The organism is Brunnivagina elsteri CCALA 953, assembly GCF_002289455.1.
GTDB lineage: Bacteria > Cyanobacteriota > Cyanobacteriia > Cyanobacteriales > Nostocaceae > Brunnivagina > Brunnivagina elsteri.
Genome location: NZ_NTFS01000026.1, coordinates 16,402 through 30,077 on the forward strand (window position 1 = coordinate 16,402; position 13,676 = coordinate 30,077).

The window sequence follows — 13,676 nt, forward strand, 5'->3', positions numbered from 1 at the left end:
AAAACTTGAACAAACATTCATAACACTGTAAGTATGGTAACTCAAGAGCAAAAGCCACTAACGCTACGTCGGAATTTCTCCTGGACATTCATTGGTAATCTTGTTTATGCAGGTTGCCAATGGGGAATGCTAGTGGTGCTTGCTAAACTTGGTAGTCCAGAAATGGTAGGGCAATTCACATTAGGACTTGCCGTTACAGCACCAGTAATAATGTTTACAAATCTCCAGTTACGAGTTGTCCAAGCAACTGATGCAAACAAAGATTACTCATTTAGTGATTATCTAGGTTTAAGGTTAATTGGAACAGGTTTGGGAATTTTTGCGATCGCAATTATCGCTTTGTTCTCAGGATATAGAAGGGAAACCTGTATTGTTATTTTATTAATTGGTTTAGCAAAAGCATTTGAGTCAATTAGTGATATATTTTTCAGCTTACTCCAACAGCATGAACGTATGGATCGCATCGCAATATCACTAATGATCAAAGGTCCATTATCGCTGTTGATGTTAGGTGCTGGTGTGTATTTATCGCACAGCGTTTTGTGGGGAACTGGGGGACTAGTTGTAGCTTGGGCAATAGTTTTGATTACCTACGATATCCGTAATGGTTTGGTGATGCTCAAAAACAGGTCACGAATTTTACCACGTTGGCATTTAAAAACACTGAAGAAACTCATATGGCTTTGCCTACCGTTAGGGTTTGTCATGATGTTGATTTCCTTGAATGCTAATATCCCCCGCTACTTTATTGAAAGGTACTTAGGTGAGTATGAACTTGGCATTTTTGCTGCGATCGCTTATCTGATGGTAGTGGGAAATATGGTGATTTTGGCATTGGGTGAATCTGCTAGTCCTCGGTTAGCTAAATACTATTCTGCGGGAAATGCGATCGCTTTCCGCAACCTACTTTTAAAACTCGTGGCAATTGCTGTAGTGATAGCTGGAGGAGGTATTTTATTTGCTGCTGTTGGTGGTCGTCAAATTCTCACCCTTATTTATCGACCTGAGTATAGCGAGCATTCAGATTTATTTATTTGGCTAATGGTAGCAGCAGGTATTGGGTATATAGGTAGTTTTCTCGGTTATGGAATGACCGCATCCCGGTACTTCCGAGTGCAAATGCCTATATTTATCACAGTTGCAGCTATTTCAGCAGTTGCTTGTTTTTGGTTACTGCCAAAATATGGATTGTTCGGAGGTGCGATCGCGCTTAATATTTCAGCCACTGTACAAACTTGTATCAGTTTAGGAGTTATTCTTCATGGACTACGTAAAATCAATAAATATTCCGGAACAAAGCCAGAAATTGTCTAAAAAACGACCTATTCGTATTCTCCAAGTTGTTGGTGGGATGAATCGAGCTGGAGCAGAAACTTGGCTGATGAATGTTCTGCGAAATATTGATCGAGAAAGCTTCCAAATGGATTTTCTGGTTCACACAACTGAACCCTGTGCTTATGATGAGGAAATTCATGAAGTAGGTGGTAGGGTTATTCCCTGTCTACATCCATCTAAACCTTGGCTATATGCCAAAAATTTCCAGAAGATTTTGCGTGAGTATGGTCCGTATGATGTTGTTCACAGCCACATACACCATTTTAGTGGTTACATTTTGAGGCTAGCTAAACAAGCAGGTGTACCAACTCGCATAGTACATAGTCATCTTGATAGTTCTTCCCATGAGTCAAATTTAGGATGGAAAAGAAAATTGTATGTAGCATTAATGAAAAGTTGGATTGAGCAAAACTCTACCTTGGGTTTAGCATGTAGTCAAGATGCTGCGAATGATTTATTTGGTTCCAATTGGAAGAATGATAAGCGCTGGCAACTACTTTATTACGGTATTGACCTCACTCCTTTTCACGAGGAAGTAGATGCTAGTAAAACTCGTGCAGAGTTAGGCATACCTGAAGATGCTTTTGTAATTGGTCATGTAGGTAGATTTGAACAGCAAAAAAATCATGATTTTCTTATAAAGATTGCAGCAGAAATTGCTAAAAGCGAACCAAAAATGCGCCTTTTACTAGTTGGCAACGGGTCTCTTCACTCTCATATTGAGCATCAAGTCCAAACCTTAGGATTAAGCGACCGCGTGATATTTACTGGTTCTAGGTCTGACGTATTTCGATTAATGCTGGGTGTGATGGATGTATTTTTATTTCCATCATTGTATGAAGGCTTGGGACTCGTATTAGTAGAAGCACAAGCTGCTGGTCTTCCTTGTATTATTTCAGATGTTATCCCAAAAGAAGCAGATATAGTCATGCCTCTTATTCATCGGTTATGCCTAACTGAACAAATAAATGTTTGGGTTGATGCAGTTTTAAAAACACGAAATCAAAAAACATCTACTAATCAATCTAATGCTTTATTTTATATAAAACAAAGTAGCTTTGATATCAAAAAATGCATTATCAAATTAGTAAATGTTTATGGTTGTGAATAAAATAAATATTTATACTTCAAACGGTTTAAAGTTTAGCAAAATATGGAACCCCTCTCCAAACCTCTCCCCGATGCAGAGAGAGGCTTAAGAGCAGGATTTTTAATATTCAAAAAGTAGAAATTTTAACCGTTTTTGGTATATATGACAGTTGATGCTGAAAATATAGCACTTATTAGTTTCAGCTTCGTTTAATACATCAGCATAGGGGGAAAGTTCAGATTCAATTAATAGGACTTACGCACTGTACAAAAGAGCTATGTTATGTATTGACGTAAATAGGTTGTTTCACTCTTTTATAAATTACCCTTTCTTGGTTTCTATCGCTTGATGGGGAACAGAAAAACAAGCTTTAAGCGCTGAAAAGCATACCCCCTATTTTGATTTTTCTGTCAATGCGTAAGTCCTAATTAAGTTGCTTTTTATTTTTATATTTTAAATACATAAAACTATAAAATTAGCAAACAATATATGAAATCAATAGTTTTTGCGATTATATTATTTTCCCATGTAATTTCAATTCTCCCATTTGTGTCAAATGCACGTGATGGAAAAATACCTAATACATCCCATTTTGCTAGTATTTCTGTAATGTTATATTATGATTTTGGATTAGCACTAGAAGTAGTCGGAATTACAGATAACAGTAAATTTTTTACACCATTTTTTAATGGTGATGATTCTTTGATGGCAGCGTCATTTATTATTGTACTATTAGCTCCTTGGCTATTTCATATAGGTGCTAATTTTACTAATAAAAAGAGTGGCAATAAATTAGTTTATAATTATTTGCATCTTAAAAATTCTACTAAACCACTTTTTTATATAGTTGTTATATTTATTTCACTTTATTTTGCTTTTTCTGGTTTAAGTATACTTTTACAAAATGAGCCTATTTGGGTTGTGAGAGAAAAAGTAGGTGAAAGATGGGGTGCATTAATTGTTCTCCTATACTTACCTATACATTTTCTTGGCTTTTATACAAGACAAGAAGATTCAAATACAAAAGTAGGATTAATATTTTCTTTTGGATTAGTAATAGCGAGTATTTTATCAACTAGCGCTATTGGACAACGAACCAATATGTTACTACCTATTCTCATCATAGTGCTGTTTAGAAAAAAAATATCGCTTGCAAAAATCGGAATTTTTTTAGTTATTGCAATAATTGCAGTATCATTACTATTACCTATATTTAAATGGCAACATGCTGACTCTAAATCATCAATGGTTGATTTGATTACAGAAACTATTACTGGTGATTTTTATCGGGGTGCTGTTTTAGCAACGGCATTAGAGAAGAGTCAGTTTTTAGGATCAAAAATAATGCCTTATCCGATGGCTGGCTATGTTTACAGTGTATTATATTATGTCCCTCGGCAAATAGCACCTTTTAAGGGTTCTTCCACATCACAGACCTTTACCTCTGATATAGTTAGAACACCCGTTGAAGATACATTATGGGCATTTGGAGTAGGTGCAATTGAAGAACTATTATTAAACATTGGTTTTTTATGGTGCATACCTGGACTAATTGTCTATGGAATGTTTATGGGTTTATTGGATAAGCTTTCATTCCATATACCATCACTTTTGATTCCAACTAGACTTGCGGCTATTTGGCTTTGCGGTTATGAGTCATCTACGGTTCTACTAATGTTTGGAACTATGGCTGGTGTAGGACTAATATTTCATCAGCTATTTGTGCAGAAAAATATAACTGCTTCTTTGAGAAAATTACCTCTGTGACAATTCTAAAATATGTCCATAACCTTTGACTTTTTAGTCGCTTATAAAAAGATAATTTAGTTAAATTTATAGCTAAGTATGTTTTTCAAATCTGGAAGTATATTATGCACCCACTTGTAAGTATTGGAATGCCAATATTCAATTGTGAAATCACATTGATTTCTGCTATCAAATCAATTCTGAATCAGACATATCGCAACTGGGAATTAATTCTTCTTGATGATGGTTCTCAAGATAAGACTTTATCGATAGCTCAAAGTTTTCCAGATTCAAGAATAAAAGTGATTACAGATAAGCTCAATCTGAAACTTCCTAGCCGATTGAATCAAGCCATTGCTATAAGTAATGGTAAATACTTTGCTCGCATGGATGGTGATGATATTTCTTATCCTGAACGTCTACAAAAACAAGTTGAGTATTTAGAATCTAACCCAGAAATTGATCTGTTAGGTACTCAATTTATAGTTTTTGATCGATATGGAAATGCTAAAGGGAAGTTCAAACTAAAAGAGTCCCACTCGGAAATATGTTCTCGACCTTGGTCAGGGATAGGTCTAGGACATCCAACATGGATGGGTAAAACAGAATGGTTTCGTACTCATCAGTACAGACCAAAAGCAATTAGAATGGAGGACCAAGATTTACTACTAAGAACTTTTTTTAACAGTAAATTTGCTTGTTTACCAGATATTTTATTTGGGTATCGTGTTGATAATTTATCTCTGAAAAAAAGTCTGATTGGTAGATATAACTTGTCCATTGCGTTAGTGGAACAAGCTTGGATTCAAAAAAACTATCTACTGGCTTTTGGTGTATTAGAACAATTAGTAAAAGCTTCAGTAGATATTTTTGCTATTACTACAGGTTTGAATTTTAAGTTGCTTAAACACCGTAATGGTTCCTTTCCTTTGAGTGAAGATGATTTATCTAAATGGCAAGAGATTTGGTCTGAATGTAGCAAGGAAGCTAATTTGAAAGTTAAAATTTAGAAACATTTATAGCAAGTATTTAAATATACTAAAAGCTGCGGAAGAATTCAATCATTAACTAAAGTATTAACAGTAAAAATTTAGGCAATTAGGAGTTTGTATCATTAGCTAGGATTGGATATAGCAATCCTAAATCATTTGTAAAAACCAGGATTGTAGAGACGTAGCATTGCTACGTCTCTACGAGGGTTTTATTGTTCATGAATCATTCAGGATTGCTATAGTTATAAGTAATACAAAATAAATACTGTATTTGTTAGTTAAAAATTAGTGCAAAAAGAAATAGTTCAAAATGAGGAAATACCAATCTATACTTCTAAAGTATTTGTACAAATTTATTCTGTTTGGAGGATGTAAACTTGTCCTAGTAGCTGCCTTTCAAGATAAGTCGAGCGGTGTTCAGAACTCTCAAACTATGCTTACTACTTATCAGCCGAGTGATGAAAAATTCTCCAATCCCGAACGGGGTTTTGCCGTAGCTTACGATCCTCCGTGGGCAAACAAAATTACTTGGGATTTCTGCAATTCTTCGCAGGAAAACTCAAAAAAATATACCTACACTGCCTGGACCGAGCCGCTCAAAGTAGCATTACTACAGAAACAACAAACTCAGGGTATGTCCCTGGCAATGGTTCGCTATCATATTGCCGAATTTCGGGGCAAACCACTTTCTCCAGAATTTTTGAATCGTCTAGATACCGATTTTACTACAGCCCGCAAAGCAGGTGTAAAGTTGGTTATTCGCTTCACCTATAATTGGCCAATGGGAGGTCCAGATGCGTCCCTCAAGCAGGTGCTGATGCACCTCGATCAGATCAAGAAAGTGCTACAGAAAAATGTAGATGTGATTGCCTTTATGGATGCTGGCTTTATAGGTTGCTGGGGAGAGTGGCACACTTCTAGTAACAATCTTATTGGTGACACAGATAATTTAATGAATAATGCGTCACGATTAATTCTAGATAAAATACTCAAGATTCTGCCTAAAGAACGAATGGTTACGTTGCGTCTTCCACGTTCTAAGTTCCAGTACTTTGGCTCAAATGCGAAGCCCATCGCTCCAATTACGGTATTGGAGGCTTTTACTGGAAGCAAAAAAGCCCGTTTGGGTCAGCACGATGATTGCCTGGTATGTGGGGAGTGGAACTTTGGCACTTATAGGAGTTCTCGAAACAATGCAGAAGAGATAAAGAATTTTCTGAGCCAGGATAATCGCTATGTAGTCCAGAGTGGAGAACCTGGGGATGTACCGGACAAACCATCCAAGAATGATGAAGACGGAGACGGTTACACAAAGAATTATGAAAGCTGCGATCGAGTGCTTGAGATTTTTCGCAAGATGCGATGGAGTACTATCAATGCAACTTACAATCTAGGCTCTCCGGTCTCCTATAATCGTTGGAAAAAGGAAGGTTGCTACGATACCATTGCTAAAAAGTTGGGATATCGCTTCCGTTTGATTAACTCGTCGATTCCTAACCATGCAAAACTTGGTGGATTGTTCTCAATGAGTTTCAAGATTGCCAATGATGGCTGGGCAAGTCCTTACAATCCTAGAGGACTTGAAATAATCTTCCGTAACCGTTCAAATGGTCGGGTTTTTCATTTACCTTTAAGCAACGATCCCCGCTTCTGGCAAGCAGGTGAGATATCCACTGTGAATGTCCGGCATCATCTTCCTGCCAATATTTCTCCTGGTGAATACGATATCCTGCTTAATCTACCCGATCCCAAGCCAAGTCTCAAGAACCGACCCAAATATTCTATTCGTCTGGCAAATAAAAATATTTGGGAGGCTTCTTCTGGATACAACTCATTTTTGAAGAGGATACACATACAATGAGAATATTATGTGAAAAAATTATCTTGGTGACTGGTGGATGTGGATTTATTGGTTCTCACATTGCCGAAGCATTAGTAAAGCAAGATTATAAAGTTCGGATTCTGGATGATTTTTCCACTGGAAAGCTGGAAAATATTGCTGCTCTACCTACTGAAAATGTTGAAATAATCAAGGGTGATGTGGCTGATTTTACAGCAGTTGATGCTGCTGTCGCGGGGTGTGAATATATTTTCCATGAAGCCGCAATCGCAAGTGTCCCTAAATCAATTAATGATCCAATCGGAACTAGTCAAATTAACTATGGTGGCACTCTAAATGTCCTGGAAGCAGCCCGAAAACATGGTGTTCGTCGAGTAGTATTTGCTGGAAGCGCTGCGGTATATGGTGATGAACCAACATTACCAAAAACTGAGTCAATGCCAACACAACCAATTACTCCTTATGGGGTTGACAAATTAGCGTCGGAACTCATGGGTCATTTTTATGCCCGAACTTTAGGTGTTGAGTTTGTCTGTTTGCGATATTTTAATGTTTTTGGGTTGCGTCAAGACCCTTCTAGTCCCTATTCAGGGGTGATTTCGATTTTCTGCGATCGCATTCGCCAAAATTTAGCACCAATCATTTATGGTGATGGCTTACAAAGTCGGGATTTTATCCACGTTAGTGATGTTGTCAAAGCAAATCTCCTCGCTATGGAACACCCGGAAGCGAATGGCAAGACTTTTAATGTTGGTAGGGGTAAAGCTGTCACTCTACTAGAAATTCAGAACATCCTTAATGAGCTAACAGCAAATGACTTACAACCAATCCATAAAGAACCTCGTGCTGGAGATATTCGTCACAGTCTTGCAGACAACACAGCATTAACAGCTTTGGGATGGTCGTCAGAAGTGAGTATTCGTCAAGGTTTAGCAGAATTACTTCAATCCACACATCAGGTAGTAGAGGTAAAAACATGAAAAAAATCCTAATGGTGACAACAATTCCAGCAACTCTCAAAGGTTTTCTACTGCCATTTGCCCGTCATTTCCGCAATCGAGGTTGGCAGGTGGATGCTATGGCTTCTGGAGTTTCAACTTGTGCGACTTGCCAAGAGCTTTTTGACCAGGTATGGGAGGTAGAATGGTCGCGCAATCCTCTAGACCCACGCAACCTGATGACAACTCCTAATGTCATCCAAGATGTAGTACGTCAAGAGCATTATGACATCGTACATGTACATACTCCAGTGGCAGCTTTTGTGACACGGTATGCGCTCAGAAATTTACGAAAACAGCTTAGAACTAGAGTGATTTACACTGCTCATGGTTTTCACTTTCATCCCGGTGGAAAAGCATTGAAAAACTCTTTATTTCTAGCGTTGGAAAAATTCGCTGGTAGCTGGAATGATTATTTAGTAGTGATTAATCGCGATGATGAACAAGCTGCTAAACGTTACTGGCTAAATCCTCCCGAAAGAGTTCGTTACATGCCAGGAATCGGAGTAGATGCGGAATACTATAATCCTAATGCTATTTCAACTCCAGATGTAGAAAGGGTGCGTCAGGAAATGGGGATAAATGCTGATACTTCTTTGTTTCTTTCAGTAGCTGAATTCAACCCAGGAAAGCGACACCGGGACATTATTCACGCATTGGCAAAACTGAATCGAGATAATATCTGTATTGCTTTTGCAGGTACTGGACCACTAATGGGAGCAATGCAACAGCTTGCTTCGGAATTGGGAGTGGAAAATCAAGTCAAGTTTTTAGGCTTTCGCAAAGATATTACGACTTTAATTTGTGCTTCCGTAGCAACTATATTGGCTTCTGAACGGGAAGGATTACCTAGAAGTATTATGGAATCACTGTGCCTAGAAGTTCCCGTAATTGGTGCAGAAATTCGCGGGATTCGAGACTTGGTGACACAAGATTGCGGTTATCTGTTTCCAGTGGGAGATATTCAAGCTTTAGCAGATTCCATTGCTATGATTGCAGATAATCCCCAAAAAGCGCAAATTATGGGTAAAAAAGGACGTGATCGCATGGCTGCATTTGAACTGCGTCAAGTGATCGACCTTCATGAAAAATTATATACAGAGGCTTTATCTGCATAATTATCTGTGTAGTTTCTTGACTTCTCTAGAAACGAAAGAAGAAAGTAGGAAAATCACAGAAAATTTTACTGAAGACTGTAGAAATTAGTGCCAATTTGGCACCATTTCATACTCATATTTAGCTATGTTCGTAACAAATTGGTAATAAATCAAAGTGTTTATATCAATTACATTACAAACCCATAAAAGAGTTTAAAACTTCAATTGATAACGATTTTGCCAAAATGCGAACATAAATGCTTAAGTATATTTTCGTATCTTTTATCGTGAATAATCTGCGGATTATTTTTTAAGGGGAGCATCCACTTTTGGAAGAAACATAATTCTCGTACTCCAAAAAACCTACTATACGGTTGATCTAAAAAAGTCTANGACTTTTTTAGATCAACCGTATAGTAGGTTTTTTGGAGTACGAGAATTATGTTTCTTCCAAAAGTGGATGCTCCCTTTTTAAGTTCCAGGTTTTTATTAGTTAATAATCAAGGATGAAATCTTATATACAAAAGAAAGTAGTGGGTTAGCTTTTGCTTTTTGTCTACAGTTTTATCTATTTGAAGACTGAGAGAGGAATATTTGTATGATTGGTGGAAACTTTAGAGGTGCAAGTTTACTTAACCACAGTAAATTTATTAAGTATTTTTTCGATAGAACAATTGCCGCGATCGCGTTACTCGTTTTCTCTCCAGTTCTGATTGGAACTGCGATCGCAATTTATTTTCGCATGGGTAGTCCGGTTGTATTTACCCAACCTCGTCCGGGTCAGAGTTCACAGATTTTTAGGTTTTATAAGTTTCGCACAATGACAGATGAACGGGATGCTCAAGGGAATTTTCTTCCTGATGAAGTTCGTCTGACTCCATTCGGACAGTTCATTCGCAAAACAAGTCTAGATGAACTACCGCAGTTGTGGAATATTCTTAAAGGTGACATGAGTTTTGTCGGTCCACGTCCTTTGATAGTTAGTTATCTTGAGCGTTATACTCCAGAACAAGCACGTCGTCATGATGTTCTACCTGGAATTACGGGTTTAGCCCAAGTAAAAGGTCGAAATACAATCAGTTGGGAAGAAAAATTTCAGCTAGATGTTTGGTATGTCGATAACTGGAGTTTGTGGTTAGATTTTAAAATTTTGTTAATGACAGTATTTAAGGTTTTGCAACAAGATGGTATCAACCAAGAAGGTTATGCCACATCGGAAGAATTCAAAGGTCAATTACGGGAAAATTGATTTGTCGTAGTTGATAGTCACTCACGCTCAATAGTTGTGCTTTATTAAGTGGTGGAAAAGGTCAATGGTCAGTACCGTCAATACCAAACTAACAGAGGAACAGTTAGCGCTTTTACCAACCGAAGATGACATTGCTTTTTACGAGGAACATGGTTGGTATATCTCTAAAAAAGTCCTTTCCGATGAAATTATTGAAGAAGCAATTCGAGGCAGTGAAAGATTTTACAATGGAGAACGCGATCGCACGCTTCCTGTAGATACTGGTTTTACTAATTGGAAGCCCGAAGATGGTTATGATGTAGTTCGCAACAACGAATTTGTCTCGCTGCAAAATCGTGAGTTGAAAAATCTAGTCATGCAGCCAATTATAGGCGCGATCGCAGCTCGTTTAGCCCGTACCAAAGTCATTCGCTTACTGGATGACCAACTAGTTTATAAACCACCCCAAAACCCAGATGGTAAAAGTGCAGTAGGTTGGCACGCTGACAAAGCTTATTGGTCTACTTGTACATCTCATAACTTGCTCACGACTTGGATACCCTTTCATAATTGCGATGAGTCGATTGGACCTTTGGTGGTTCTTGATGGTAGTCATAAATGGTCGGGTATCCAAGATACTAGGTTTTTCAACAACCATAACTTAGATGATATGGAACAAAATTTTCGAGGTGAGGGACGAAAAACTGTCAGGGTTCCCATGACTTTGGAAAAAGGACAAATAAGTTTTCATCATTGTTGGACAATTCATGGTAGCTTGCCAAATTACAGTAATTCCCGTCGTTTGGCATTAGCAATTCACTTACAAGATGAGGAGAATCGTTACCAAGAGTTTTGGAGTAAGCAAGGTAAAAAAGTCCAAATAGCCGATGAATTAATGTGTCGCAAGTTACCCAATGGAAATCCTGATTTTAGTGACCCCGATGTTTTTCCTATCCTATGGTCAGCTAGATGAGATGAATTGAATCCATGAGATTGGTAATTTAATCATCTTAAAGAGGTTGAAACCGATGATATAAATCATCGCTGTTTTAGATTTTACATTTGAGACAAATTAAATTAGAATCACAATAGCTTGTGCTGAATAAATACTAAAAATAGGTGTTTTATTGCTCTAGAATAATAGTGCATTATGAAGTTTTATGAAAGACTGATAATTAAAGTCATCCTTTACATAAATAAATTAACTTCAGCTAATTAGCATCTAAGTAAAATTCAGTTAGAGCATGAGAATGGACATTTATCTATACGGCTGTGGTGGACATGCAAAAGTAATTTCAGATATTTTATGCAAACAAGGGAGGAAAGTTGCAGCTTTTATTGATGATAATCCACCAGTCGGATTAACTCTAATTCATGGTATCCCCGTCAAAAAATCTTCACCAGAAGTTTTTGCAGAAATTAATTGCGATCGCAGTCAATGGATTGTGGCAATTGGGAATAATCCAATTCGTCGTCGTGTCGCAGAAAAACTTGAAAAAGATGGCTATTCATTTACAACGGCAATTCACCCTTCAGTGGAAATGGCTTGTGATGTGAAAGTCGGTTGCGGAACTGTGATTATGCCAAATTCTGTTGTGAATACAGATACAGAAGTTGGGAGTCATGTAATAGTTAATACGGGTTCAACCATCGATCATGATTGTCGGATTGGCGATTATTGTCATATTGCTCCTGGATGTCGTCTTTGCGGTAACATTCATTTAGATGAAGGTGTATTCTTGGGTGTAGGAACTAAGATAATCCCAGGTATTCAGATTGGTGAATATACTACTTGTGGTGCGGGTTCGGTAGTCGTTAAATCCCTTTCTTCTTTCTGTTTAGCATATGGATGTCCGGCAAAAGTAGTTCAAAATACCTACTCGCAGTAAGTTTAATTTTCTTTAGTAAATTTACCATCTCTAATTTTTTGTTATCTTATTTTATTCAAAATCAGCGATTTCTGTAACTTTTCAATTTCTGTCTTGATTACCTAATTTAATTAATAAAATCTAAATAATGGATATTAGTATAATTGACATATCTAACCCACTCTGGCTTGAAACTCTTAGCGAAATTCGTCATGATGTTTATCATTTGCCTCAGTATTTCAGTCTAGAGGCTTCTAGGACTCAAACAATCCCCGAAGCTTGTTTAATTCGTGAGGAAGAAAAGGTATTTTTTGCTCCCTATTTACTACGCAAATGTAATGAATCTATCTCCGATAAAATACAAATACCAGATGTTTTTGATGTTATATCTCCTTATGGATATCCGGGTATTTTAGTCAATGAAGCAGCAGTTAGTACTCCAGAGTTTTTAGAGAGAGCAATTGTTTATTTTAAAAAAGAATTACAAGAAAAAGGCATTTGTTCAGCATTTTTTCGGCTGCATCCAATCATAAATGAAAATATAACTGCCTGTTTACCTGAAGATATTTTTACACCGAACGGTCAAACGGTGTCGATTGATTTAACTTTATCAGAATCAGAGTTATGGGCGCATACCAGGAAAGGACATCAAAGTACAATTAATAAATGTAAGCGTCTGGAATTCACTGCTAGAGTTGTTGACTTCGCAGATTACTATGATGAATTTATTGCAATTTACGAAGAGACAATGAATCGCGTCCAAGCAAATGAATCATACTATTTTGATGATAAATATTTTCGAGGGTTATTGGATTTAAAAGAAAAGTTGCATTTGTGTATTGTGGAATTTGAAGAACAAATGATTTGTGCGAGTTTGTTCTTTGAATCTTGCGGGATTATACAAGCACATTTAGGAGGAACAAAAGATGACTTTATTAGACAGTCTCCTTTTAATTTATTGTTGCACCATATGCGTCTTTGGGGAAGAGAGCGTGGAAATGAATATTTACATATAGGAGGAGGAATCGGAGGATCGATGGAAGATAGTTTGTTTACTTTTAAATCCGGCTTTTCACGTCAAAGACATGATTTTTTGACTTTGCGTATGATTACAGATACAGAAAAGTATATGCGTTTGGTCGAATCTAGAGCAAAAGATTTAAATACTGAAGTAGAAGAATTATTAAAATCTAACTTTTTCCCAGCTTATCGTTCTGTTATAAATAATTCATAAATATAGGAATCTGACTTGAATCTTGCTACGTATATTGAGGTTGTATGGGAAATTTATCATTAACTGATAAGCAAATGTGGAATCAAACCAGAGCATTTCTATATCCGGGGAGGTCCAGATTTAATCCTGAAAGACTTATCCAGCATATGGTTTAGATTGTCTCATTCATGTTTCTGAGAAAACAAAATCATTTATAGAGGTATTTTGGTTGACTTACGAGCAAAATATTTAAATATTGAAGTAGAAGA

General features: G+C 37.0%; 11 protein-coding genes. All 11 read left to right on the forward strand.

The window, feature by feature from the left end:
- Window positions 1-33: 33 nt before the first annotated feature.
- The 11 genes from CK510_RS04090 (at window position 34) to CK510_RS04145 (ending at window position 13,428) form a co-directional block, all read left to right on the forward strand.
- On the forward strand, window positions 34-1,314 hold the full coding sequence (locus CK510_RS04090) for a lipopolysaccharide biosynthesis protein (protein WP_095720480.1): 1,281 nt from the start codon (window positions 34-36) through the stop codon (window positions 1,312-1,314).
- A complete protein-coding gene (locus CK510_RS04095) occupies window positions 1,262-2,446 on the forward strand; it encodes a glycosyltransferase family 1 protein (RefSeq protein ID WP_095720481.1) in 1,185 nt (394 codons plus the stop codon). The genes CK510_RS04090 and CK510_RS04095 overlap by 53 nt, the downstream gene beginning before the upstream one ends.
- A gap of 468 nt (window positions 2,447-2,914) precedes the next feature.
- Window positions 2,915-4,192 (forward strand): hypothetical protein, encoded by a 1,278-nt coding sequence (locus CK510_RS04105; protein WP_095720482.1) that lies wholly within the window; start codon window positions 2,915-2,917, stop codon window positions 4,190-4,192.
- 104 nt (window positions 4,193-4,296) lie between these two features.
- The gene (locus tag CK510_RS04110; protein WP_095720483.1) at window positions 4,297-5,181 is read left to right on the forward strand and encodes a glycosyltransferase family 2 protein; all 885 of its coding nucleotides are present in this window, start codon (window positions 4,297-4,299) and stop codon (window positions 5,179-5,181) included.
- Window positions 5,182-5,596: 415 nt separating this feature from the next.
- The gene (locus CK510_RS04115; RefSeq protein ID WP_158224837.1) at window positions 5,597-7,024 is read left to right on the forward strand and encodes a DUF4832 domain-containing protein; all 1,428 of its coding nucleotides are present in this window, start codon (window positions 5,597-5,599) and stop codon (window positions 7,022-7,024) included.
- Window positions 7,021-7,983, forward strand: a complete 963-nt coding sequence (locus CK510_RS04120; protein ID WP_169926998.1) for an SDR family NAD(P)-dependent oxidoreductase — start codon at window positions 7,021-7,023, stop codon at window positions 7,981-7,983. Before CK510_RS04115 ends, CK510_RS04120 begins: the two co-directional genes overlap by 4 nt.
- Window positions 7,980-9,119 carry a glycosyltransferase family 4 protein gene (locus tag CK510_RS04125; protein WP_095720485.1) on the forward strand — a complete coding sequence of 380 codons (1,140 nt, stop codon included), beginning with the start codon at window positions 7,980-7,982 and terminating at the stop codon, window positions 9,117-9,119. Before CK510_RS04120 ends, CK510_RS04125 begins: the two co-directional genes overlap by 4 nt.
- Window positions 9,120-9,696: 577 nt before the next feature.
- Window positions 9,697-10,347: a sugar transferase gene (locus CK510_RS04130; protein WP_095720486.1), complete on the forward strand. Its 651-nt coding sequence runs from the start codon at window positions 9,697-9,699 to the stop codon at window positions 10,345-10,347.
- Window positions 10,348-10,411: 64 nt separating this feature from the next.
- Entirely contained in the window at window positions 10,412-11,299 is an 888-nt protein-coding gene (locus CK510_RS04135) for a phytanoyl-CoA dioxygenase family protein (protein WP_095720487.1), read from the forward strand.
- A 277-nt stretch (window positions 11,300-11,576) separates the two neighbouring features.
- A complete protein-coding gene (locus CK510_RS04140) occupies window positions 11,577-12,215 on the forward strand; it encodes an acetyltransferase (protein WP_095720488.1) in 639 nt (212 codons plus the stop codon).
- Window positions 12,216-12,342: 127 nt separating this feature from the next.
- A complete protein-coding gene (locus CK510_RS04145) occupies window positions 12,343-13,428 on the forward strand; it encodes a GNAT family N-acetyltransferase (RefSeq protein ID WP_095720489.1) in 1,086 nt (361 codons plus the stop codon).
- Window positions 13,429-13,676 lie beyond the last annotated feature (248 nt).

What these genes read in the sequence shown, in the direction of transcription:
- CK510_RS04090 (WP_095720480.1), top strand. Translation starts at nt 34, where the DNA reads ATGGTAACTCAAGAGCAAAAGCCACTAACGCTACGTCGGAATTTCTCC.
- CK510_RS04095 (WP_095720481.1), top strand. Translation starts at nt 1,262, where the DNA reads ATGGACTACGTAAAATCAATAAATATTCCGGAACAAAGCCAGAAATTG.
- CK510_RS04105 (WP_095720482.1), top strand. Translation starts at nt 2,915, where the DNA reads ATGAAATCAATAGTTTTTGCGATTATATTATTTTCCCATGTAATTTCA.
- CK510_RS04110 (WP_095720483.1), top strand. Translation starts at nt 4,297, where the DNA reads ATGCACCCACTTGTAAGTATTGGAATGCCAATATTCAATTGTGAAATC.
- CK510_RS04115 (WP_158224837.1), top strand. Translation starts at nt 5,597, where the DNA reads ATGCTTACTACTTATCAGCCGAGTGATGAAAAATTCTCCAATCCCGAA.
- CK510_RS04120 (WP_169926998.1), top strand. Translation starts at nt 7,021, where the DNA reads ATGAGAATATTATGTGAAAAAATTATCTTGGTGACTGGTGGATGTGGA.
- CK510_RS04125 (WP_095720485.1), top strand. Translation starts at nt 7,980, where the DNA reads ATGAAAAAAATCCTAATGGTGACAACAATTCCAGCAACTCTCAAAGGT.
- CK510_RS04130 (WP_095720486.1), top strand. Translation starts at nt 9,697, where the DNA reads ATGATTGGTGGAAACTTTAGAGGTGCAAGTTTACTTAACCACAGTAAA.
- CK510_RS04135 (WP_095720487.1), top strand. Translation starts at nt 10,412, where the DNA reads ATGGTCAGTACCGTCAATACCAAACTAACAGAGGAACAGTTAGCGCTT.
- CK510_RS04140 (WP_095720488.1), top strand. Translation starts at nt 11,577, where the DNA reads ATGGACATTTATCTATACGGCTGTGGTGGACATGCAAAAGTAATTTCA.
- CK510_RS04145 (WP_095720489.1), top strand. Translation starts at nt 12,343, where the DNA reads ATGGATATTAGTATAATTGACATATCTAACCCACTCTGGCTTGAAACT.